General features: G+C 61.5%; 19 protein-coding genes. 8 read left to right on the top strand and 11 right to left on the bottom strand.

Annotation, left to right across the window (positions count from 1 at the left end):
• Nucleotides 1-2: 2 nt before the first annotated feature.
• Nucleotides 3-206, bottom strand: a complete 204-nt coding sequence (locus tag ACIGDJ_RS16680; RefSeq protein ID WP_397479306.1) for a twin transmembrane helix small protein — start codon at nucleotides 204-206, stop codon at nucleotides 3-5.
• 70 nt (nucleotides 207-276) lie between these two features.
• Here ACIGDJ_RS16680 and ACIGDJ_RS16675 point away from each other — a divergent pair, with 70 nt between their 5' ends.
• The 5 genes from ACIGDJ_RS16675 to ACIGDJ_RS16655 are packed head-to-tail and all read left to right on the top strand — an operon-like array spanning nucleotide 277 to nucleotide 4,185.
• Nucleotides 277-1,017: an SURF1 family protein gene (locus tag ACIGDJ_RS16675; protein WP_101159651.1), complete on the top strand. Its 741-nt coding sequence runs from the start codon at nucleotides 277-279 to the stop codon at nucleotides 1,015-1,017.
• The gene (locus tag ACIGDJ_RS16670) at nucleotides 983-1,576 is read left to right on the top strand and encodes a hypothetical protein (protein ID WP_101159850.1); all 594 of its coding nucleotides are present in this window, start codon (nucleotides 983-985) and stop codon (nucleotides 1,574-1,576) included. The genes ACIGDJ_RS16675 and ACIGDJ_RS16670 overlap by 35 nt, the downstream gene beginning before the upstream one ends.
• A gap of 10 nt (nucleotides 1,577-1,586) precedes the next feature.
• A complete protein-coding gene (locus tag ACIGDJ_RS16665; RefSeq protein WP_101159652.1) occupies nucleotides 1,587-2,666 on the top strand; it encodes a heme A synthase in 1,080 nt (359 codons plus the stop codon).
• Nucleotides 2,654-3,553, top strand: a complete 900-nt coding sequence (gene cyoE / locus ACIGDJ_RS16660) for a heme o synthase (RefSeq protein WP_101159653.1) — start codon at nucleotides 2,654-2,656, stop codon at nucleotides 3,551-3,553. The genes ACIGDJ_RS16665 and cyoE overlap by 13 nt, the downstream gene beginning before the upstream one ends.
• Nucleotides 3,550-4,185: an SCO family protein gene (locus ACIGDJ_RS16655; protein WP_397479307.1), complete on the top strand. Its 636-nt coding sequence runs from the start codon at nucleotides 3,550-3,552 to the stop codon at nucleotides 4,183-4,185. The genes cyoE and ACIGDJ_RS16655 overlap by 4 nt, the downstream gene beginning before the upstream one ends.
• Before the next feature lie 174 nt (nucleotides 4,186-4,359).
• On the opposite strand, the gene ACIGDJ_RS16650 is transcribed toward ACIGDJ_RS16655, so the two are convergent.
• From ACIGDJ_RS16650 to ACIGDJ_RS16640, 3 genes are all read right to left on the bottom strand, one after another.
• On the bottom strand, nucleotides 4,360-5,130 hold the full coding sequence (locus ACIGDJ_RS16650) for a MetQ/NlpA family ABC transporter substrate-binding protein (protein WP_101159656.1): 771 nt from the start codon (nucleotides 5,128-5,130) through the stop codon (nucleotides 4,360-4,362).
• A 65-nt stretch (nucleotides 5,131-5,195) separates the two neighbouring features.
• A complete protein-coding gene (locus ACIGDJ_RS16645; protein WP_101159657.1) occupies nucleotides 5,196-5,870 on the bottom strand; it encodes a methionine ABC transporter permease in 675 nt (224 codons plus the stop codon).
• A complete protein-coding gene (locus ACIGDJ_RS16640) occupies nucleotides 5,870-6,877 on the bottom strand; it encodes a methionine ABC transporter ATP-binding protein (protein WP_101159658.1) in 1,008 nt (335 codons plus the stop codon). The genes ACIGDJ_RS16645 and ACIGDJ_RS16640 overlap by 1 nt, the downstream gene beginning before the upstream one ends.
• A 262-nt stretch (nucleotides 6,878-7,139) precedes the next feature.
• Here ACIGDJ_RS16640 and katE point away from each other — a divergent pair, with 262 nt between their 5' ends.
• Entirely contained in the window at nucleotides 7,140-9,281 is a 2,142-nt protein-coding gene (katE, locus tag ACIGDJ_RS16635; RefSeq protein WP_101159659.1) for a catalase HPII, read from the top strand.
• 46 nt (nucleotides 9,282-9,327) lie between these two features.
• Here katE and ACIGDJ_RS16630 read toward each other — a convergent pair whose 3' ends face one another.
• Genes ACIGDJ_RS16630 through ACIGDJ_RS16615 form a run of 4 tightly spaced genes read right to left on the bottom strand, consistent with a single transcriptional unit; the run spans nucleotide 9,328 to nucleotide 12,127 of the window.
• Nucleotides 9,328-10,041: a PA5502 family lipoprotein gene (locus ACIGDJ_RS16630; RefSeq protein WP_101159660.1), complete on the bottom strand. Its 714-nt coding sequence runs from the start codon at nucleotides 10,039-10,041 to the stop codon at nucleotides 9,328-9,330.
• Nucleotides 10,042-10,078: 37 nt separating this feature from the next.
• Entirely contained in the window at nucleotides 10,079-10,867 is a 789-nt protein-coding gene (znuB, locus tag ACIGDJ_RS16625) for a zinc ABC transporter permease subunit ZnuB (RefSeq protein WP_101159661.1), read from the bottom strand.
• Nucleotides 10,860-11,645, bottom strand: a complete 786-nt coding sequence (gene znuC, locus ACIGDJ_RS16620; protein WP_101159662.1) for a zinc ABC transporter ATP-binding protein ZnuC — start codon at nucleotides 11,643-11,645, stop codon at nucleotides 10,860-10,862. Before znuC ends, znuB begins: the two co-directional genes overlap by 8 nt.
• Nucleotides 11,645-12,127 carry a Fur family transcriptional regulator gene (locus ACIGDJ_RS16615; RefSeq protein ID WP_024014990.1) on the bottom strand — a complete coding sequence of 161 codons (483 nt, stop codon included), beginning with the start codon at nucleotides 12,125-12,127 and terminating at the stop codon, nucleotides 11,645-11,647. Before ACIGDJ_RS16615 ends, znuC begins: the two co-directional genes overlap by 1 nt.
• Before the next feature lie 66 nt (nucleotides 12,128-12,193).
• Between ACIGDJ_RS16615 and ACIGDJ_RS16610 the strand changes: the two genes are divergently transcribed.
• Nucleotides 12,194-13,114: a zinc ABC transporter substrate-binding protein gene (locus tag ACIGDJ_RS16610; RefSeq protein ID WP_178081211.1), complete on the top strand. Its 921-nt coding sequence runs from the start codon at nucleotides 12,194-12,196 to the stop codon at nucleotides 13,112-13,114.
• A 101-nt stretch (nucleotides 13,115-13,215) separates the two neighbouring features.
• Here ACIGDJ_RS16610 and ACIGDJ_RS16605 read toward each other — a convergent pair whose 3' ends face one another.
• Nucleotides 13,216-14,169, bottom strand: a complete 954-nt coding sequence (locus ACIGDJ_RS16605; protein ID WP_397479308.1) for a homoserine kinase — start codon at nucleotides 14,167-14,169, stop codon at nucleotides 13,216-13,218.
• A 53-nt stretch (nucleotides 14,170-14,222) separates the two neighbouring features.
• On the bottom strand, nucleotides 14,223-14,513 hold the full coding sequence (locus tag ACIGDJ_RS16600) for a DUF2782 domain-containing protein (protein ID WP_101159665.1): 291 nt from the start codon (nucleotides 14,511-14,513) through the stop codon (nucleotides 14,223-14,225).
• A gap of 74 nt (nucleotides 14,514-14,587) precedes the next feature.
• Here ACIGDJ_RS16600 and polA point away from each other — a divergent pair, with 74 nt between their 5' ends.
• Nucleotides 14,588-17,392 carry a DNA polymerase I gene (polA, locus tag ACIGDJ_RS16595; protein ID WP_397479309.1) on the top strand — a complete coding sequence of 935 codons (2,805 nt, stop codon included), beginning with the start codon at nucleotides 14,588-14,590 and terminating at the stop codon, nucleotides 17,390-17,392.
• Nucleotides 17,393-17,811: 419 nt separating this feature from the next.
• Here the strand turns inward: polA and yihA are convergent, their stop codons facing one another.
• Nucleotides 17,812-18,456 carry a ribosome biogenesis GTP-binding protein YihA/YsxC gene (gene yihA, locus ACIGDJ_RS16590; protein ID WP_039757139.1) on the bottom strand — a complete coding sequence of 215 codons (645 nt, stop codon included), beginning with the start codon at nucleotides 18,454-18,456 and terminating at the stop codon, nucleotides 17,812-17,814.
• Nucleotides 18,457-18,515 lie beyond the last annotated feature (59 nt).

Raw genomic sequence — 18,515 nt, 5'->3', positions numbered from 1 at the left:
CGCTACCAGGGCGCATGCGACACCAACTGGCCGCTGTAGAAACCCCAGGCCATCAGGCCGACGGTGACCACGGCCAGTGCCACCCGAACACTCAAGGCGATGACCAGCCGATGGGAGCTGCTGTCGTCCTTGACCAGGAAAAACAGGCCGCTGAACAGGCTGACGACCGTGGCAATCAGCATCAGGACGATCGCTGCTTTGAACATGGCAAGACTCCGGGGGACAGGCGATGCACTTGAGTATAGCGATCGCGATGACTGACTTTATGGCGCGCCCATGAAGCACTTTCGCCCGGGCGTGATCCCCACCGTGGTGGTCGCGTTGTTGCTGCCGCTGATGGTTGCGCTGGGCTTCTGGCAACTGGGCCGGGGCGCGGAAAAAACCGCGCTGCTGGCCAGTTATGCCGAACGTCGCGTGGCCGAACCGATGGCCAGCAGCGAACTCGCAACCAGCGCCGATCCGGCTTATCGCCGCGTGCACCTGCACGGCCAGTTCGACCCCGCCCACACGCTGTTGCTCGACAATCGCCAGCGTGGCGGCAAGGTCGGCGTCGAATTGCTGCAACCGTTTCAGGATCAACGCAGCGGCCTCTGGCTGCTGGTCAATCGCGGCTGGCTGCCATGGCCCGATCGGCGCGTGCCGCCGCAATTCACGACACCGGCCGAGGCGCTGACGCTCGACGCCTGGGTCTATGTCGCCCCCGGCGCAACGTTCCAGTTGCACGCCGATCCGGTCAGCGGTGTCTGGCCGCAAACCATCACCGCCGTCGAACCGGGCAAATTGTGGCAAACCCTGGAGCGCGACGGTTTCGCCTTTGAGCTGCGCGCCGAACCCGGCCCGGCCAGCTATCAGACCGATTGGCCGGTAGTCGCGATGGGCCCGGAAAAACACCTCGGCTATGCCGTGCAATGGTTTGCCATGGCCACGGCCCTGCTTGGGCTTTACCTCTATTTGGGCTGGCACAACGCAAAGGAGAAACGCCATGGGAAGCGCCATGAATCCACCCAGCATGTCTGAGGCCAAACCTGCTCCCAGCCGTCGGCGCGGGCGCATTCAATTGCTGTTGATTGTGCTCGGCGTAGTCGGGCCGATGCTGCTCGCCACCGGCATGTACAAGTTGCAATTCTGGGTGCCGGAAGGACGCAGCTACCACGGCGAGCTGATCGGCAACGGCCAGACCCGCGCCGACCTTGGCGTGCAGGCCGATGAGCAGCGCTGGCAGATTCTGGTCACGGCGCCAAAGGATTGCGCAGTCGACTGCCAGCAACTGGTGTACCTGGCCCGGCAGATCCAGATCAGCCTCGGCCGCGAAGCCGGACGCGCCAGCCATGCGCTCGCCGCCGCGCAACCATTGAGCGCCGAGTACGCCGGCAAACTCGATCGCGAATACCCGCAACTGCAGCGTTATCCACTGGATGCCGGCGTGTTCGCCAGGACCACCGGCGACAAAGCCTTGCCGCAGCTGTGGATCGTCGACCCGCACGGCAATCTGGTGCTGCGCTACGAGCCGAACGTGAAGGGCAAGGATCTGCTCAACGACCTGCGTCATCTGCTGAAACTGTCGAACATCGGATAAGGGCATCGTCATGGCCAAACCTGGATTTCGCCTCGCGCTGTTTGCCACCCTGCTGGCACTGATTGTGGTGCTGCTCGGCGCCTATACGCGCCTGACCCACGCAGGCCTCGGTTGCCCCGACTGGCCGGGCTGCTACGGGTTTATCAGCGTGCCGAAAAGCGAGGCGCAACTGGCCCATGCCGAACTGCATTTCCCGGATGCGCCAGTGGAGGCGCACAAGGGCTGGAACGAGATGATCCACCGCTATTTCGCCGGCACCCTCGGGTTGCTGATTTCGGTATTGGCCGGGCGCGCCTGGGTAAACCGGCGCCATCCGGGCCAACCGGTGAAACTGCCGCTGTTTCTGCTGGCGGTGGTCATCGCTCAGGCCGCATTCGGCATGTGGACGGTGACGCTCAAGCTCTGGCCGCAAGTGGTTACCGGGCATTTGCTCGGCGGCTTCGCCACGTTGAGTCTGCTGTTTCTGTTGACGCTGAGGTTGTCCGGCGTGCTGCCGGCACTGACGGTGCCCAAACGCCTGCAATATTGGGCGACGGCGGGGCTGCTGTTGGTAATCGGCCAGATTGCGCTGGGCGGCTGGGTCAGCTCCAACTACGCAGCGGTGGCCTGCATCGACTTCCCCACCTGCCACGGCCAATGGCTGCCGCCGGCGGACTTCGCCAATGGCTTTCATCTGACCCAGCACATCGGCCCGAACTATCTCGGCGGCCAACTGGACAGCGACGCGCGCACGGCGATTCATCTGACACACCGCATCGGCGCTTTGCTGGTGACAGTCGTGCTGCTCGGTCTGGCCTGGCAATTGAAGGTGGTGGGCATGACGCGTCTGGCTGGCTTGCTGCTGATCGCCCTCGCCGCGCAGATCGCCCTCGGTATCAGTAACGTGCTGTTTCATCTGCCGCTGCCAGTGGCCGTCGCCCACAACGCCGGCGGTGCGGCGCTGTTGCTGACCTTGGTATTGGTCAATTACCACGCGCGCACCAGTCTGCTGCGGGTGACCCAACCGGTGCTGGCGCGCTGGCGCTTGGGTGCGCACAAACCTGCCGTCGCGCCCATCGCATTGAAAGGAGAAACGCCATGGCGAGTCTGATCGGCGAACGTGCGACGCAAGCGCTGTGGCGCGATTATCTGGAGCTGACCAAGCCGAAAGTCGTGGTGCTGATGCTGATCACCTCGCTGGTCGGCATGTTCCTCGCCACCCGAGCGGGCGTGCCGTGGACGGTGCTGGTTTTTGGCAATCTGGGCATTGCCTTGTGTGCCGGCGGTGCGGCGGCCGTCAATCATGTGGTCGATCGGCGCATCGATGCGGTGATGGCGCGCACGCACAAACGGCCACTGGCCGAAGGCCGGGTTTCTCCTGCGGCGGCGCTGACATTTGCGTTGCTGCTGGCGTTGCTCGGCCAGGCGCTGCTGCTGACGTTCACCAATCAATTGACCGCATGGCTGACCCTCGCCTCGCTGCTCGGCTACGCGGTGATCTACACCGGCTTCCTCAAACGCGCGACGCCGCAGAACATCGTCATCGGCGGCCTCGCTGGCGCCGCCCCGCCGCTGCTCGGCTGGACCGCCGCCACCGGCCATGTCAGCGCCGAACCGTTGCTGCTGGTGCTGATCATCTTCGCCTGGACCCCGCCACATTTCTGGGCGCTGGCGATTCATCGCAAGGAGGAATACGCCAAGGCCGACATTCCGATGCTGCCGGTGACCCACGGCGAGCACTACACCAAAGTGCACATTCTGCTGTACACCTTCGCGCTGCTGGCGGTGAGTCTGCTGCCGTACGTGATTCACATGAGCGGCGTGCTGTATCTGGTCTGTGCGCTGGCGTTGGGCGCGAGGTTTCTGCAATGGGCCGTGGTGCTGTACCGTGGCACTCGGCCGCACGCGGCGATCAACACCTTCAAGTACTCTATTTATTACTTGTTCCTGTTGTTCATCGCCCTGCTCGTAGACCACTACTTACTGTTGAACCTATGACCCGAACCCAGAAAACCGTCTTCATCCTCGCTGCCGTGATCGCACTGATTCTCGGGCTTACCGTCAACAAGGTGCTGAGCGGTAAAGGTCAGGGCGACCCGACTGCGCTGATCGACGCCGGGATCATCCTGCTGCCACAGAGCCGCAATCTGCCGGACGTGACCATGACCGATCAGGACGGCAAACCGGTGGCGATCGATGAGTTGAAAGGCAAGTGGAGTCTGTTGTTCTTCGGCTACACCTTCTGCCCGGACATCTGCCCGACCACCCTGGCGCAACTGCGGCAGATCAAGAGTGAGCTACCGAAAGAGGCTGTGGATAAATTGCAGATCGTGCTGGTCAGCGTTGACCCCAACCGCGATACGCCGAAACAGCTGAAGCAGTATCTGGGCTACTTCGATCCGCAGTTCGTTGGCCTGACGCCAACGTCGATCGAGGAGCTGCAGAAGGTCGCGAATGCAGTGAGCATTCCGTTCATTCCCGCCGATACCAGCAAGCCGAATTACACCGTCGATCACAGTGGCAACCTGGCCGTGATCGGCCCGGACGGCACGCAGCGCGGGTTCATTCGGGCGCCGCTGAATAACGCCAAACTGGTGGCGCAGTTGCCGGCGATGCTAAACCGCAAGTAGTAACACCACTGATCCAGTGTGGGAGCGGGCTTGCTCGCGAATGCGGTGGCTCAGATGAAGAAATGCTGGCTGATACACCGCTTTCGCGAGCAAGCCCGCTCCCACAGGGACGGTGTTTCAGGCACAAAAAAGGGGACGCTCATGGCGTCCCCTTTTTCATTGCCGCCGCCCCGATCAGAACGCCGGCAACACCGCGCCTTTGTACTTCTCGGTGATGAACTTTTTCACTTCCGGCGTGTGCAGCGCAGCCGCCAGTTTCTTCATCGCGTCGCTGTCCTTGTTGTCCGCGCGGGACACGAGGATGTTCACGTACGGCGAGTCGTTGCCTTCGATCACCAGCGCATCCTTGGACGGATCGAGCTTGGCTTCCAGCGCGTAGTTGGTGTTGATCAGCGCCAGATCGACCTGGGTCAGCACGCGCGGGATGGTCGCGGCTTCCAGCTCACGGAATTTCAGGTCTTTCGGGTTCTGCGCGATGTCCTTGATGGTCGACAGGATATTGGTCGGATCCTTCAGGGTGATCACGCCAGCCTTGGCCAGCAGCAACAGCGCACGGCCGCCGTTGGTGGCGTCGTTCGGGATCACCACGTTGGCGCCGCCCGGTAGATCCTTCAGATCCTTGAGCTTGCTCGAGTACGCGCCCAGCGGCTCCAGGTGTACACCCGTCACGGCTACGAGATCGGTGCCCTTGGCCTTGTTGAATTCATCGAGATACGGCTGGTGCTGGAAGAAGTTGGCGTCCAGACGCTTTTCCGCGACCTGTACGTTCGGCTGAATGTAATCAGTGAAGACCTTGACCTTCAGATCCACGCCTTCTTTGGCCAGGGCCGGTTTGACGAATTCGAGGATTTCCGCGTGCGGCACCGGAGTGGCGGCAACGGTCAAGGTTTCGGCGTGGGCCGAGAATGCTGCGACGGCAGCGAAAGCAGCGATCAGTTTTTTCATTCAGCTAACTCCTTTTCCGGCGCCCGCCAGCGTGCGGCCAGCGCCTCATTGATGACCAGAACCGATTATTTGCGCGAGAAATGCACGACCAGACGATCGCCCACCATTTGCAGCACTTGCACAAGGATCAACAGCAGCACAACGGTGACGATCATCACGTCGGTCTGGAAACGCTGGTAGCCGAAACGGATCGCCAGGTCGCCCAGACCACCGGCGCCGACCACACCGGCCATCGCCGTGTAGGACACCAGTGTAATCGCTGTCACCGTAATCGCTGCGAAGATGCCCGGACGGGCTTCCGGCAGCAAGGCGTTCATGATGATCTGCCGCGTGGTCGCGCCCATCGACTGGGTGGCTTCGATGATGCCGCGATCGACCTCACGCAAAGCGGTTTCCACCAGCCGCGCGAAGAACGGCGTAGCGCCCACCACCAGCGGCGGAATCGCACCGGCCACGCCCAGCGAAGTGCCGGTGATCAGCACCGTGAACGGGATCATCACGATCAGCAGGATGATGAACGGCAGCGAACGCAGGATATTCACCGCCAGCGACATGATCGCGTACAGACCACGGTTTTCCAGCAACTGGCGCGGGCTGCAAAGAAACAGCAGCACACCCAGCGGCAAGCCGAGCAGCACGGTGAACAACAGCGAACCGCCGAGCATCAGCATCGTGTCGCCGGTGGCCAGCCAGATTTCGTACCAGTCGATATTGGTGAAGAAACTGATCAGGTCTTCCATTAGCGCAATACCTCCATGTGAACGTCAGCGGCGGTGAAGCGGGCGAACGCCGCTTCCATGTCGCCACCGGTGACGGCGAGGGTCAATTGCCCGTAGGGAATGTCTTTGATGCGGTCGATGCGACCGGCAAGGATGCTGTAGTCGACGCCGGTTTCCCGGGCGACGGTACCGAGCAACGGCGCGTAGGTCGCTTCGCCCTGGAAGGTCAGACGCACGATCCGCCCCGGCACATGGGCGAAATCGTCACGCTGCTCGCTCTCGTCGATCTGCTCGCTTTCCTGCACGAAACGCTTGGTGGTCGGGTGCTGTGGATGCAGGAACACGTCGGCCACCGAACCCTGCTCGACGATCACCCCGGCGTCCATCACCGCGACCTGATCGCAGACGCGACGGATCACGTCCATCTCATGGGTGATCAGGACGATGGTCAGTTTCAGTTCGCGGTTGATCTCGGCCAGCAATTGCAAAACCGAGGCGGTGGTCTGCGGGTCGAGGGCGCTGGTGGCCTCGTCGCACAGCAGAATCTTTGGCTTGGTCGCCAGGGCGCGGGCGATGCCGACGCGCTGCTTCTGGCCGCCGGACAGTTGCGCCGGGTACTTTTTCGCGTGGTCGGACAGACCGACCCGCGCCAGCAACTCGGCCACGCGCTGGTTGATTTCACTGCTCGACAGCTCACCGGCCAGGGTCAGCGGCAAGGCAACGTTGTCGGCGACAGTCTTGGAGGCGAGCAGGTTGAAGTGCTGGAAGATCATCCCGACCTGCTGGCGGAAACGGCGCAGGCCGTTGGCGTCCAGTGCGGTGACTTCTTCGCCATCGACGATGATCTTGCCGCCACTGCAATCTTCCAGGCGATTGATCAGACGCAGCAGGGTACTTTTGCCCGCACCGGAATGGCCAATCAGGCCGAACACCTGACCGTTCTCGATGGCGAGACTGGTCGGGTGCAGCGCGGGAATATCCTTACCGGCGACGCGGTAAGTCTTGTGGACGTTTTGAAACTCGATCACGTAGCGAACCTTGTGGGGCGCGTTGGAAAAGGATCAGCGGTTAGCCGGGCGCGCATTTTAGCCTGTCCGTATAGAGGTTCTTAGCATTTATTTCGCAATTAACCTTCAATTTGGCAATAACGCGATCAAAGGTCAGATAAACGGAACGGCTGAAACGCTCATCAGTCACTAAGTAAGCGACTTGAAACCCTGGGTGCCGTGCCCGGGAATCACTCAAGGGTCTTCGGAAGGCATCCGGGGCCAAACGAGGAGTTTACGTCTGATGAGCATCAAAAAGCCTGCACCCGATAAAAGCGAAATGGCCGGAACCGACACCCCGGATCGCGCCAACACCAACGCCAAGCTCGAGAGTCTTGAAGAATTCCGTTCCGACGCTACCGGTCAGGCACTGCGCACCAATCAGGGTGTGAAGATCGCGGACAACCAGAACACCCTTAAGGCCGGGCCGCGCGGGCCGTCGCTGCTGGAAGACTTCATCATGCGTGAAAAGATCACGCACTTTGACCATGAGCGGATTCCAGAGCGCATCGTCCATGCCCGCGGCACCGGCGCGCACGGTTTCTTTCAGAGTTACGAGAACCATGCAGCGCTGACCAAGGCTGGTTTCCTACAGGATCCGGGCAAGAAAACCCCGGTGTTCGTGCGCTTTTCCACAGTTCAGGGACCACGTGGTTCCGGCGATACCGTGCGTGACGTGCGCGGCTTTGCGGTGAAATTCTTCACCGACGAAGGCAACTTCGACCTGGTCGGCAACAACATGCCGGTGTTCTTCATTCAGGACGCGATCAAGTTTCCCGACTTCGTTCACGCGGTGAAACCCGAGCCGCACAACGAAATCCCGACCGGCGGCTCGGCCCACGATACGTTCTGGGACTTCGTCTCGCTGGTGCCGGAATCGGCGCACATGGTGATCTGGGCGATGTCCGACCGGGCGATTCCGAAAAGCCTGCGCAGCATGCAGGGCTTCGGCGTGCACACCTTCCGCCTGATCAACGCCGAGGGCAAATCACGCTTCGTCAAATTCCACTGGCGCCCTACCGCCGGCACCTGCTCGCTGGTGTGGGACGAGGCGCAGAAGCTCGCCGGTAAAGACACCGACTACCACCGACGCGACCTGTGGGAAGCGATCGAGATGGGCGACTACCCGGAATGGGAACTCGGCGTACAGATCGTCGAAGAAGAGAACGAACACGACTTCGACTTCGACATTCTCGACCCGACCAAAATCATCCCCGAAGAAATCGTGCCGATCACGCCGCTGGGCAAAATGACCCTCAACCGCAACCCGGACAACTTCTTCGCCGAAACCGAGCAGGTCGCCTTCTGCCCGGGCCACATCGTGCCAGGCATCGACTTCTCCAACGACCCGCTGCTGCAAGGTCGGCTGTTTTCCTATACCGACACGCAGATCAGCCGACTCGGTGGGCCGAACTTCCATGAGCTGCCGATCAACCGTCCGGTGGCGCCATTCCACAACGGCCAGCGTGACGCGCAGCACCGCACCACCATCGACAAGGGCCGTGCCTCTTATGAGCCGAACTCGATCGACGGTGGCTGGCCGAAAGAAACCCCGCCGGCTGCGCAGGACGGTGGTTTCGAGAGCTATCCGGAGCGCATCGACGCAGCGAAGATCCGCCAGCGCAGCGAGTCGTTCGGCGATCATTTCTCCCAGGCTCGCTTGTTCTTCAACAGCATGAGCGAGCACGAGAAAGAGCACATCATCGCTGCCTACAGCTTCGAGCTGGGCAAGGTCGAGCGTGAGTTCATCCGTGCCCGTGAAGTGAACGAGATCCTCGCCAATATCGACTTGACCCTGGCCAAACGCGTGGCGGAGAACCTCGGTTTGCCGGCGCCAGCCAAAGGTACGGTCGAAGTGCGCAAGACTTCGCTGGAGCAATCGCCAGCGCTGAGCCAGGCCAATCTGCTGCCAGGCAATATCAAGACGCGCAAAGTGGCGATCCTCGCGGCCAACGGCGTTGATGCTGCGGCCATCGAGGCAATGAAGAAAGCACTTGAAGCCGAAGGCGCCCACGCAAAACTGCTCGGCCCGACCTCGGCGCCAGTCAAAGCCGCTGACGGCAAGGCATTGCCGGTGGATGCTTCGATGGAAGGTATGCCATCAATCGCTTTCGACGCGGTGTTCGTGCCGGGTGGCGCAGCGTCGATTACCGCGTTGAGCGGCGACGGCGTGGCGTTGCATTACCTGCTCGAGGCCTACAAGCACCTGAAAGCGATCGCGCTGCACGGCGAGGCCAAGCAATTGCAGGACCTGTTGAAGCTGGATGCGGATGCGGGGTTGGTGCAGGGCGCGGATGTGGGGGCGTTGACCAAGCCGTTCTTCGCGGCGATTGGCGAGCATCGGGTCTGGGCGCGGGAGGCTAAGGCCAAGGCGATTCCAGCGTAAAAGCAAAGGATCGTCCGAAGGCTCGGGCCGCGTTCGGACGATCTTTTTATGGTTTACGCGGACTTAAAACCATCTGCGCTGGCACTGTGCGCAGGATCTGCTTCTCGATCTGCAAATCAAAATCAGGATCGAGCTTCTTGACTCGCTTGGTCAGCAAGGTCGCCAGCCACGGATAATCCGCAGTCCGTGGAGCCTGGATGCTGACGGCGCAATCGTAATTCACCACATCGGCGGCGATCGCATCGAGTTGTCGCTGCAACTTGTGAATATCGCCGATGTTCAACGCAACCGTGGTGCTCTCGGCTGTCGGGTCAATGACCTTGGCTTTCGGTCTGGCTTCAGCCGCCAATAACGCCGCTTCAGCCTTCTCCAGCTCGGCCTTGCGCGCTTCGGTGATCGCACCGTTGACCCCACCGGTCAGCGCGGGCGCCTTGGGCATCAAGGCGCGGGCACGGCTCAGCGCGGTGGCCGCAGCGTTGACATCACCTTTCTGCAGGACGATCTGGCTGCGGCGCAGGTACGCCTCGGCCAGCTGCCGCTGGTATTGCTCAAGGGATTGATCATTGGGGGTTGCGGCTTGCAACGCGGCCAACTGGTCTTCGGCGGTGGCCAGTTCGCTGCTGGCCAGGCTTTGCTCCAGCTGTGCGATGGCCGTAGCCCGCGCGTCCGGGACTTCAGCCACCGGCGGCGTGCTTTGGCAGGCGCCCAGCAGCACGGAAAATGCGACAAGGAGCAGATAACGGGAGGCGAACGGCTTCATTCCTGCGACTCTCTAATTGCGCAAAAAGCGGCCAAGTCTACACCCCACGACGGGGCAGAACAAAACTCAACAGAAACAGCGCGGCTGCCGTCACCACGATAGACGGCCCCGCCGGGGTGTCCTTGAACCACGACAACGCCAGCCCGCCGCACACTGCGAGCATGCCCAGCAGGCTCGCGCCCAGGGCCATCTGCTCTGGCGAACGGGCGTGACGCTGTGCCGCAGCCGCCGGGATGATCAGCAGCGAAGTAATCAGCAGCACGCCGACAATTTTCATCGCCACCGCAATCACCACCGCGATCAACAGCATCAGCGCCAAGCGCAAACCTGCCACCGGCAGGCCTTCGACCCGCGCCAGTTCTTCATGCACGGTGACCGCCAGCAGCGGACGCCACAGCGCGACCAGCAACACCAGCACCGCTGCGGTGCCGCCAAGAATCCAGGCCAGGTCGCTCGGACTGATCGCCAGCAGATCGCCGAACAGATAGGCCATCAGGTCGATCCGCACTTCATGCATGAAGCTTAGTACCACCAGGCCGAGAGAGAGCGTGCTCGGCGCAAGAATTCCCAACAGCGTGTCAGACGCCAGTGGCTGGCGTTGTTGCAGAGTCACCAGCAACACCGCCAGCAGCAGGCAGCCGACCGTCACCGCCACCGTCGGGCTGACATCCAGCAAAAAGCCCAGCGCCACGCCGAGCAATGCGGCGTGTGACAGGGTGTCGCCGAAATAGGCCATGCGCCGCCACACCACAAACGAGCCGAGTGGCCCAGCCACCAGCGCCAGCGCCAGACCTGCGAGCAGGGCATACAAAAGAAAATCAGCCATGCTTGCAGCCGTCTCCATGAACATGAGGTTGCCCGCCGAGCGGGCCCTTGACCACCGAACCATGCAGATCGTGGGCGTGGTCGTGATGGTGGTGATAGATCGCCAGGCTCGGCGCGTTCTTGCCGAACAGCTCGACGAATGCCGGATCGCCGCTGACCTGCTCGGGATGCCCGGAGCAACAGACGTGACGGTTGAGGCAGACCACCTGATCGGTGGTGCTCATCACCAGATGCAAATCGTGAGAGACCATCAGCACGCCGCAACCGTGGCGGTCGCGCAGACGCGTAATCAGGCTGTACAGCTCGGCCTGCCCGGCCACATCGACGCCCTGCACCGGCTCATCGAGCACCAGCAGCTCAGGCTCGCGCAGCAGCGCCCGAGCCAGCAGCACGCGCTGCATTTCACCGCCGGAGACGCTCTGCACGGGGCTGTCGATCACGTGTTCGGCGCCGACTTCCTTCAACGCGGCCAACGCCCGAGGGCGGTCGACGCCGGGCACCAGACGCAGAAAGCGCAGCACTGACAAGGGCAAGGTTGGATCGACATGCAATTTCTGCGGCATGTAGCCGACGCGCAGTTTCGGCTTGCGCCAGACGCTGCCGCTGTTCGGCTTCAACAGCCCGAGCACGGCGCGTACCAGCGTGGTCTTGCCGGCGCCGTTGGGGCCGATCAGCGTAACAATCTGCCCCGGCTCGACGCTCAGCTCAATGTTGTCCAGCACGGTCTGCCCGGCAAACGTGACGGCGACCTGCTCCAGACGGATCAGCGCGTTGCTCATCAGGCCCCCTGGCAACCGGCGCACAGGCCAACCACTTCGACCGTCTGCGCTTCGACGATGAAACCCACGTCTTTGGCGCTGCTGATGATCGCGTCGCTGATCACTTTTTGCTCAAGTTCGATAGCGGCGTGGCACTCGCGGCAGATCAGGAACTGGCCCTGATGCGCGTGCTCCGGGTGTACGCAGCCGACGAAAGCATTGAGCGAGGAGATGCGATGAACCAGGCCGTTTTCCAGCAGGAAATCCAGCGCGCGGTACACGGTGGGCGGCGCGGCGCGGCGGCCGTCCTGCTCGCTGAGCACGGCGAGGATGTCATAGGCGCCCAGTGGCTTGTGACTCTGCCAGACCAGTTCCAGCACACGGCGGCGCAGGGCAGTCAGACGCAAACCTTTCTGCGCGCACAAGGTATCGGCCTCGGACAGAGCGCTGTGCACGCAATGGGAGTGGTCGTGGGGACGGCTGGCAATCGGGGTAATAGGCATGAGCGGCGACGAGATTTGCTGGAGACGTTATTATGTTACCCGTTCTCGCTTCCTTGAGTGGTCATCGTGTCCCGACTTTTTTCTGTTTTTGTCGCTTTTGTTGCCAGTTTTCTACTGATCGGTTCGGCTCAGGCCGAGGTCAAAGTGCTCACCAGCATCAAGCCGTTGCAGTTGATTGCTGCTGCGGTGCAGGACGGCGTGGCGATTCCGGAGGTGCTGCTGCCGCCGGGCGCCTCGCCGCACAATTACGCCCTGCGCCCATCCGACGTACGGAAGGTGCAGTCGGTCGATCTGCTCTACTGGATCGGCCCGGACATGGAAGGTTTCCTGCCGCGCGTACTCGGCGGTCGCAGCCTGCCGAGCGTCGCGGTGCAGGATTTGCCGGGGCTCAAGCTGCGGCATTTCGGCGCGGACAACCATTCCCACTCCGAAGAGGCCGATGAACACGATCACGATCATCGCCCCGGCTCGCTGGATGCGCACTTGTGGCTGTCACCGGTCAACGCGCGGGTGATCGCCGACAAAATGGCCGCCGACCTCAGCGCCGCCGACCCGGCCAATGCCCAGCGTTATCAGAGCAATGCCAAAGCGTTCGATGAACGTCTGGATGCGCTGGACCAACGCTTGAAAAAGCGTCTGGCCAATGTTGAAGGCAAGCCGTACTTCGTCTTTCACGAGGCCTTTGATTATTTCGAGGACGCCTACGGCCTGAAGCACGCCGGGGTCTTCGCGGTGGCCGCCGAGGTGCAGCCGGGCGCCCAGCACGTCGCGGCGATGCGCAAGCGCTTGCAGGAAGTGGGCAAGACCTGTGTGTTCAGCGAGCCGCCGTTGCGTCCGCGTCTGGCGGAAACGCTGGTGGCCGGTTTGCCGGTGAAACTGGCCGAGCTGGATGCGTTGGGTGGTTATACGCCGGCGACGGCTCAGGGCTACGAGCAGGTGCTGGAAAAACTCGGCAATGACCTGGCCGGGTGCCTGGAATCGTTGTAACCCCAGCACCGGCGCTGCCCCGTTCGCGAGCAAGCCCGCTCCCACATTGGATTTGTGAACGACACAGACCTCATGTGGGAGCGGGCTTGCTCGCGAAGCTTTTAAAGGGCAAAAGGCAACGGGGTGCTGACCCTCTGCCGCTGCGCCAAGCGCTGCTCAAACTCCTGCGGATCGTGAATCAACACGTCCTGCCCGGCGAACTGCTCGGCGGCGATCAGGCGTGACAGCCAGAACCGCACACAAGCGACGCGCAGCATCGTCGGCCACAATTCGGCTTCCGCCGCCGTGAACGGGCGCAGCGCCGCGTAGGCACCGAGAAACGCTCGGGCACGCGGGCCATCGATTACGCCAGCCTCATCCGAACACCAGTCGTTCAACGCGATTGCCACGTCATACAGCATCGGCCCCGAGCAAGCGTTGTAGAAGTCGATCAGCCCGGTCAGATGGGTGCCTTCGAACATGGCGTTGTCGCGAAACAGATCGGCATGAATGTTCGCCCGAGGCAGCGCGAGGATCTTGTCCTTTTGTACCGTGATTTCATCCAGAGCCTTTTGCAACAAGGCTTGCGGCTCACCGCTCAAGTGGGAGACGAAGGCGCTGCCCTCCTCCAGCATCCAGTCCAGACCACGATCGGTCTTGCGCTTGATCATGCGCTCGCCCTGAGTCGCCAGATGCAGATGCGCCTGCAATTCGCCGACCTGTGCGCAATGCTGGGCGTTGGCGACCTTGATGTGCTTGCCTGACAGGCGCGGTTGCAGCAATGCCGGTTTGCCTTTGAGTTCACGCAAGGCGACGCCGTCCGTGGTGCGCAGGGCGTAGGGCACCGGCAGATCGGCTTCGTGCAGCACGTCGAGCAAGTCGATGAAGAACGGCATCTCCTGCACCGGGCCGCGCTCGACGAGGGTCAGGACAAATTCGCCCTGCTCCAGGCTGATGAAGAAATTGGTGTTTTCGCTGCCGGCGGCGATCCCCTGGAAATCAAGCAGGCGGCCGAGCCCATAAGGGGCGAGAAAAGTTTCCAGCTCGGGCCGAGCCAGGGGAGTGAACACAGACATGTCTTAACTGCCAGTACGGGCGCCGCAACGGCGGCGCCGGGTGAATTGAAAACCTACTTCCATTCGAAGATCTTCCATGACGGGATCAGCATATCCGGCTGATCCGAGCGGATGAAATTCGCATCCGTCCCGTCGGCGCGCACCAGAAAATACGGCGGCGCACCCTTGGGCGTGACCTTGATCGCATACAGGAACCCGTTCTGACGGTACTCCTGAATGGTCTTGTCGCCCTCCGTGCGGATGGTCACCTCGGGGTCACCGCCCGGTGCATCATCCGCCGCCATCGCGGTCAGTGGTGAGACAGCGATCAACCCGACCAGCAGCAAGCGATTTAACGTACGCATGATAACCTTGTCCCTTTGTCGTCAACGGTCCCGCTATTCTAGCCCCGGACCCGCCGAAAAGGTTGATCCTGCTCATGAGCCAAGCCCCCCTCGTCCTGGTGGACGGTTCGTCTTACCTGTACCGCGCCTTTCATGCACTGCCACCACTGACCACGTCGAAAGGCCTGCCGACCGGTGCGGTCAAAGGCGTGCTCAACATGCTCAAGAGTCTGCGCAAGCAGTACCCGGACAGCCCGTTCGCCGTGGTGTTCGACGCCAAGGGCGGGACATTTCGCGATGAGATGTACGCCGAATACAAAGCCAACCGCCCGAGCATGCCAGATGACATGCGCGTGCAGATCGAGCCGCTGCACCAGAGCGTTATCGCCCTGGGTTTCCCGCTGCTGTGCGTGGATGGCGTCGAGGCCGACGACGTGATCGGCACCCTCGCCCGCAGCAGCGCGGCGGCGGACCGTCCGGTGATCATCTCCACCGGTGACAAGGACATGGCGCAACTGGTCGACGGCCACATTACCTTGGTCAACACCATGTCCGGTAGTTCGATGGATGTGGAGGGCGTGAAGGAGAAATTCGGCGTCGCTCCGGAGCAGATCATCGATTATCTGGCGCTGATGGGCGATTCGTCCGACAACATTCCGGGCGTTCCCGGCATCGGCCCGAAAACCGCGTCCGGTCTGTTGGTCGGGGTCAATGGCGGCCTGACTGAGCTGTACTCCAACCTCGACATCGTCCCGACCCTGCCGATTCGCGGCGCCAAGACCCTGCCGGCCAAGCTCGAAGAGCACAAGGAAATGGCATTCCTCTCCTACCAATTGGCGACCATCAAGATCGACGTGCCGCTGGATATCGGCCTCGACGATCTGCAGATGGGTCCGGAAGACCCAGCCAAACTGTACGAGCTGTACACCCTGCTGGAATTCAAGAGCTGGCTCAATGATCTGGATCGCGATGCCAAGCGTCTGGAACTGAGCGCGGCAGCCGAGCCTGCGCCCGCGCAGGATCTATTCAGCGCCCCGCCAGCCGAGGCAGCCGCCGCGCCTGCTGAAGCCGCATACGAAACCATCCTCGATCAGGCCCGCTTCGACGTCTGGCTGGAAAAACTGCGCAACGCCAAACTGATCGCCTTCGACACTGAAACCACCGGTATCGACGCGCAGCAGGCGCAACTGGTCGGCCTGTCGTTCGCCGTGCAGGCCAACGAAGCCGCGTACATTCCGCTGACCCACTCCTACATCGGCGTGCCGGAGCAGCTGGATCGCGACACCGTCCTGCGCGCACTCAAGCCGATCCTGGAAGACCCGCACAAGCTCAAGGTCGGTCAGCACGCCAAATTCGACATGAACATCCTGGCCAACTGCGCCATCGGCGGCGATCAAAGTGGAGGCATCAGCGTGCGCGGCGTCGCCTTCGACACGATGCTTGAGTCCTACGTGCTCAACTCCACCGCGACCCGTCACGACATGGACAGCCTCGCGCAAAAGTATCTCGACCACACCACGGTGAGCTTCCAGGACATCGCCGGCAAAGGTGCCAAGCAATTGACCTTCGACCAGATTGCCCTGGAACAGGCCGGGCCGTACGCGGCCGAAGACGCCGACATCACCCTGCGCCTGCATCAGGCGCTGGTAGAAAAACTCAATGCCATTCCGAGTCTGGCCAGCGTGCTGACCGATATCGAGATGCCGCTGGTGCCGGTACTGGCTCGCATCGAGCGTCAGGGCGCCTTCGTCGACGCAGAACTGCTCGGCATCCAGAGCATTGAGCTGGGCAACAAAATGGTCGCGCTAGAGCGTGAAGCCTTCGAAATCGCCGGGGAAGAATTCAACCTCGGCTCGCCGAAGCAGCTGGGCGTGATTCTTTATGAAAAGCTCGGCCTGCCGGTGCTGAAGAAAACCGCCAAGGGCCAGCCGTCCACCGCCGAAGAAGTGCTGGCGAAACTCGCCGAAGACGATCACCGCTTGCCGAAGGTGCTGATGGAGCACCGCTCGATGAGCAAGCTGAAAAGCACCTACACCGATCGCCTGCCGGAGCAGATCAACCCGCGCACCGGGCGCATTCACACCTCGTATCATCAGGCCGTGGCCTCCACCGGGCGGCTGTCCTCCAGTGATCCGAACCTGCAGAACATCCCGGTGCGCACCGCTGAAGGCCGGCGCATTCGCCAGGCATTCGTCGCGCCGAAGGGCTACAAACTGCTGGCGGCGGACTACTCGCAAATCGAATTGCGGATCATGGCGCACCTGTCCCGCGACGAAGGCTTGATGAACGCTTTCCGCAACAACCTCGACGTGCACACCGCAACCGCTGCCGAAGTGTTCAAGGTCGAGCTGGATCAAGTGACCTCGGACCAGCGCCGCAGCGCCAAGGCGATCAACTTCGGCCTGATCTACGGCATGGGCGCGCAGAAGCTTGGCAAGGACATTGGCGTCGACACCAAGACCGCCAAGGCCTACATCGATACTTACTTCGCCCGTTATCCAGGCGTCCGTGAATACATGGAACGCACCCGCGCGCAGGCGGCCGATCAGGGATACGTCGAAACTTTCTTCGGTCGTCGCCTGTACTTGCCGGAGATCAACTCGAACAAGCCACAGGAACGCGCCGCCGCAGAACGCACGGCGATCAACGCGCCGATGCAGGGCACGGCTGCGGACATCATCAAGAAAGCCATGGTCGCTGTGGACGACTGGCTGGCGACGTCAGGGCTGGATGCGCGGGTCATCCTGCAGGTACACGATGAACTGGTGCTGGAGGTTCGCGAGGATCTGGTTGAGCAGGTCAGCGCCGAGATTCGCCTGCACATGAGCGAAGCGGCGAAGCTCGATGTGCCGCTGCTGGTGGAAGTGGGTGTCGGCAACAATTGGGATGAGGCGCACTAAGACTTCAGCGTTGCCGCGACTTGCTGTCGCGGCAAGCCGCGCAGAACGGGCTTAGACCGATAAATGCCTGAAGCTATTCCAAAGCTTTTTGAAAAAAATCTGAACTAATCTGCCGATCCAACACTCAGAGGTACTGAATGGCTGGTGAAGCCCTTCGATGCTCCTATGTTGTGTTAAGTGTTGGCAGATATCTGAACCCCGCCCTAGCGGTTCGGAACTTAAACCCCGGAACTTCTCCCTCCCCAATGAAGTCCGGGGCTTTTTTTGCTAAAAAATCAGCTGTAGCGCGGCCATGCTGCGTTGAAAGCAGGTCTAAAAATGCTCATTTAGGTCCCCTAAAGTCGAGCGCGACCCCGGCCGTTTTAGCCCTACTTTCGCCTTGCCTGGCCACACTACAACCAATTTTTCCCTATTCCGAATTACTCGGCTGCCGCCTCGGCGCCTTTGTCTGCCAGTTCCATCCAGTCGGCCAGTACAGTGTAGGCCTCTTCCAGGCCCATGCGTTTTGGTGCGGAGAACAACTGGATGGTGATCGAGTCGCCCCAGCCTTTGCGGATTTCCGACTGTACTTTCAGCAGAGTATTTTTTGCCGCGCCGTAGGTGAGCTTGTCGGCTTTGGTCAGCAGGATGTGCATCGGCATGCCAGCCGCGACGGCCCAGTCGAGCATCAGCAGGTCGAAGTCGGTCATTGGATGGCGGATGTCCATCATCAGAATCAGACCTTTCAAACTCTCCCGGCCACCGAGGTAAGCCTCGAGGTGGCGCTGCCAGTGTTGCTTGAGCGGGATCGGTACTTTTGCATAACCGTAGCCCGGCAGGTCGACCAGACGGCGATCATCGTCTAGCTTGAAGAAATTCAATAGCTGTGTGCGACCCGGAGTTTTCGAGGTGCGCGCCAGGCTGGCATGAGTCAGGGTGTTCAGCGCGCTGGATTTGCCGGCGTTGGAACGACCGGCAAACGCCACTTCGAAGCCTTCATCGTCAGGGCATTGATCGACTTTGGCGGCACTGAGCATGAACGTGGACTGTTGGCACAGGCCGAGGATGGGATTCTTGAGTTGCATGGGATTTCCGATGTGGGCGGCGCCGGGATTGGGCGCGGAACGCGGTGTCGCTTCCGTTT

It is taken from the genome of Pseudomonas sp. NPDC079367 (assembly GCF_044542195.1).
Lineage (GTDB): Bacteria > Pseudomonadota > Gammaproteobacteria > Pseudomonadales > Pseudomonadaceae > Aquipseudomonas.
The sequence above is the reverse complement of the archived record's forward strand: the minus strand, read 5'-3'. Positions and strand labels throughout refer to the sequence as shown.

Coding starts and splice junctions, on each gene's coding strand:
- ACIGDJ_RS16605 (WP_397479308.1), bottom strand. CDS start 14,169: ATGTCTGTGTTCACTCCCCTGGCTCGGCCCGAGCTGGAAACTTTTCTC.
- katE (WP_101159659.1), top strand. CDS start 7,140: ATGAGCATCAAAAAGCCTGCACCCGATAAAAGCGAAATGGCCGGAACC.
- ACIGDJ_RS16670 (WP_101159850.1), top strand. CDS start 983: ATGGGAAGCGCCATGAATCCACCCAGCATGTCTGAGGCCAAACCTGCT.
- ACIGDJ_RS16655 (WP_397479307.1), top strand. CDS start 3,550: ATGACCCGAACCCAGAAAACCGTCTTCATCCTCGCTGCCGTGATCGCA.
- ACIGDJ_RS16675 (WP_101159651.1), top strand. CDS start 277: ATGAAGCACTTTCGCCCGGGCGTGATCCCCACCGTGGTGGTCGCGTTG.
- znuC (WP_101159662.1), bottom strand. CDS start 11,645: ATGAGCAACGCGCTGATCCGTCTGGAGCAGGTCGCCGTCACGTTTGCC.
- ACIGDJ_RS16645 (WP_101159657.1), bottom strand. CDS start 5,870: ATGGAAGACCTGATCAGTTTCTTCACCAATATCGACTGGTACGAAATC.
- ACIGDJ_RS16650 (WP_101159656.1), bottom strand. CDS start 5,130: ATGAAAAAACTGATCGCTGCTTTCGCTGCCGTCGCAGCATTCTCGGCC.
- ACIGDJ_RS16630 (WP_101159660.1), bottom strand. CDS start 10,041: ATGAAGCCGTTCGCCTCCCGTTATCTGCTCCTTGTCGCATTTTCCGTG.
- ACIGDJ_RS16600 (WP_101159665.1), bottom strand. CDS start 14,513: ATGCGTACGTTAAATCGCTTGCTGCTGGTCGGGTTGATCGCTGTCTCA.
- polA (WP_397479309.1), top strand. CDS start 14,588: ATGAGCCAAGCCCCCCTCGTCCTGGTGGACGGTTCGTCTTACCTGTAC.
- yihA (WP_039757139.1), bottom strand. CDS start 18,456: ATGCAACTCAAGAATCCCATCCTCGGCCTGTGCCAACAGTCCACGTTC.
- ACIGDJ_RS16665 (WP_101159652.1), top strand. CDS start 1,587: ATGGCCAAACCTGGATTTCGCCTCGCGCTGTTTGCCACCCTGCTGGCA.
- znuB (WP_101159661.1), bottom strand. CDS start 10,867: ATGGCTGATTTTCTTTTGTATGCCCTGCTCGCAGGTCTGGCGCTGGCG.
- cyoE (WP_101159653.1), top strand. CDS start 2,654: ATGGCGAGTCTGATCGGCGAACGTGCGACGCAAGCGCTGTGGCGCGAT.
- ACIGDJ_RS16680 (WP_397479306.1), bottom strand. CDS start 206: ATGTTCAAAGCAGCGATCGTCCTGATGCTGATTGCCACGGTCGTCAGC.
- ACIGDJ_RS16615 (WP_024014990.1), bottom strand. CDS start 12,127: ATGCCTATTACCCCGATTGCCAGCCGTCCCCACGACCACTCCCATTGC.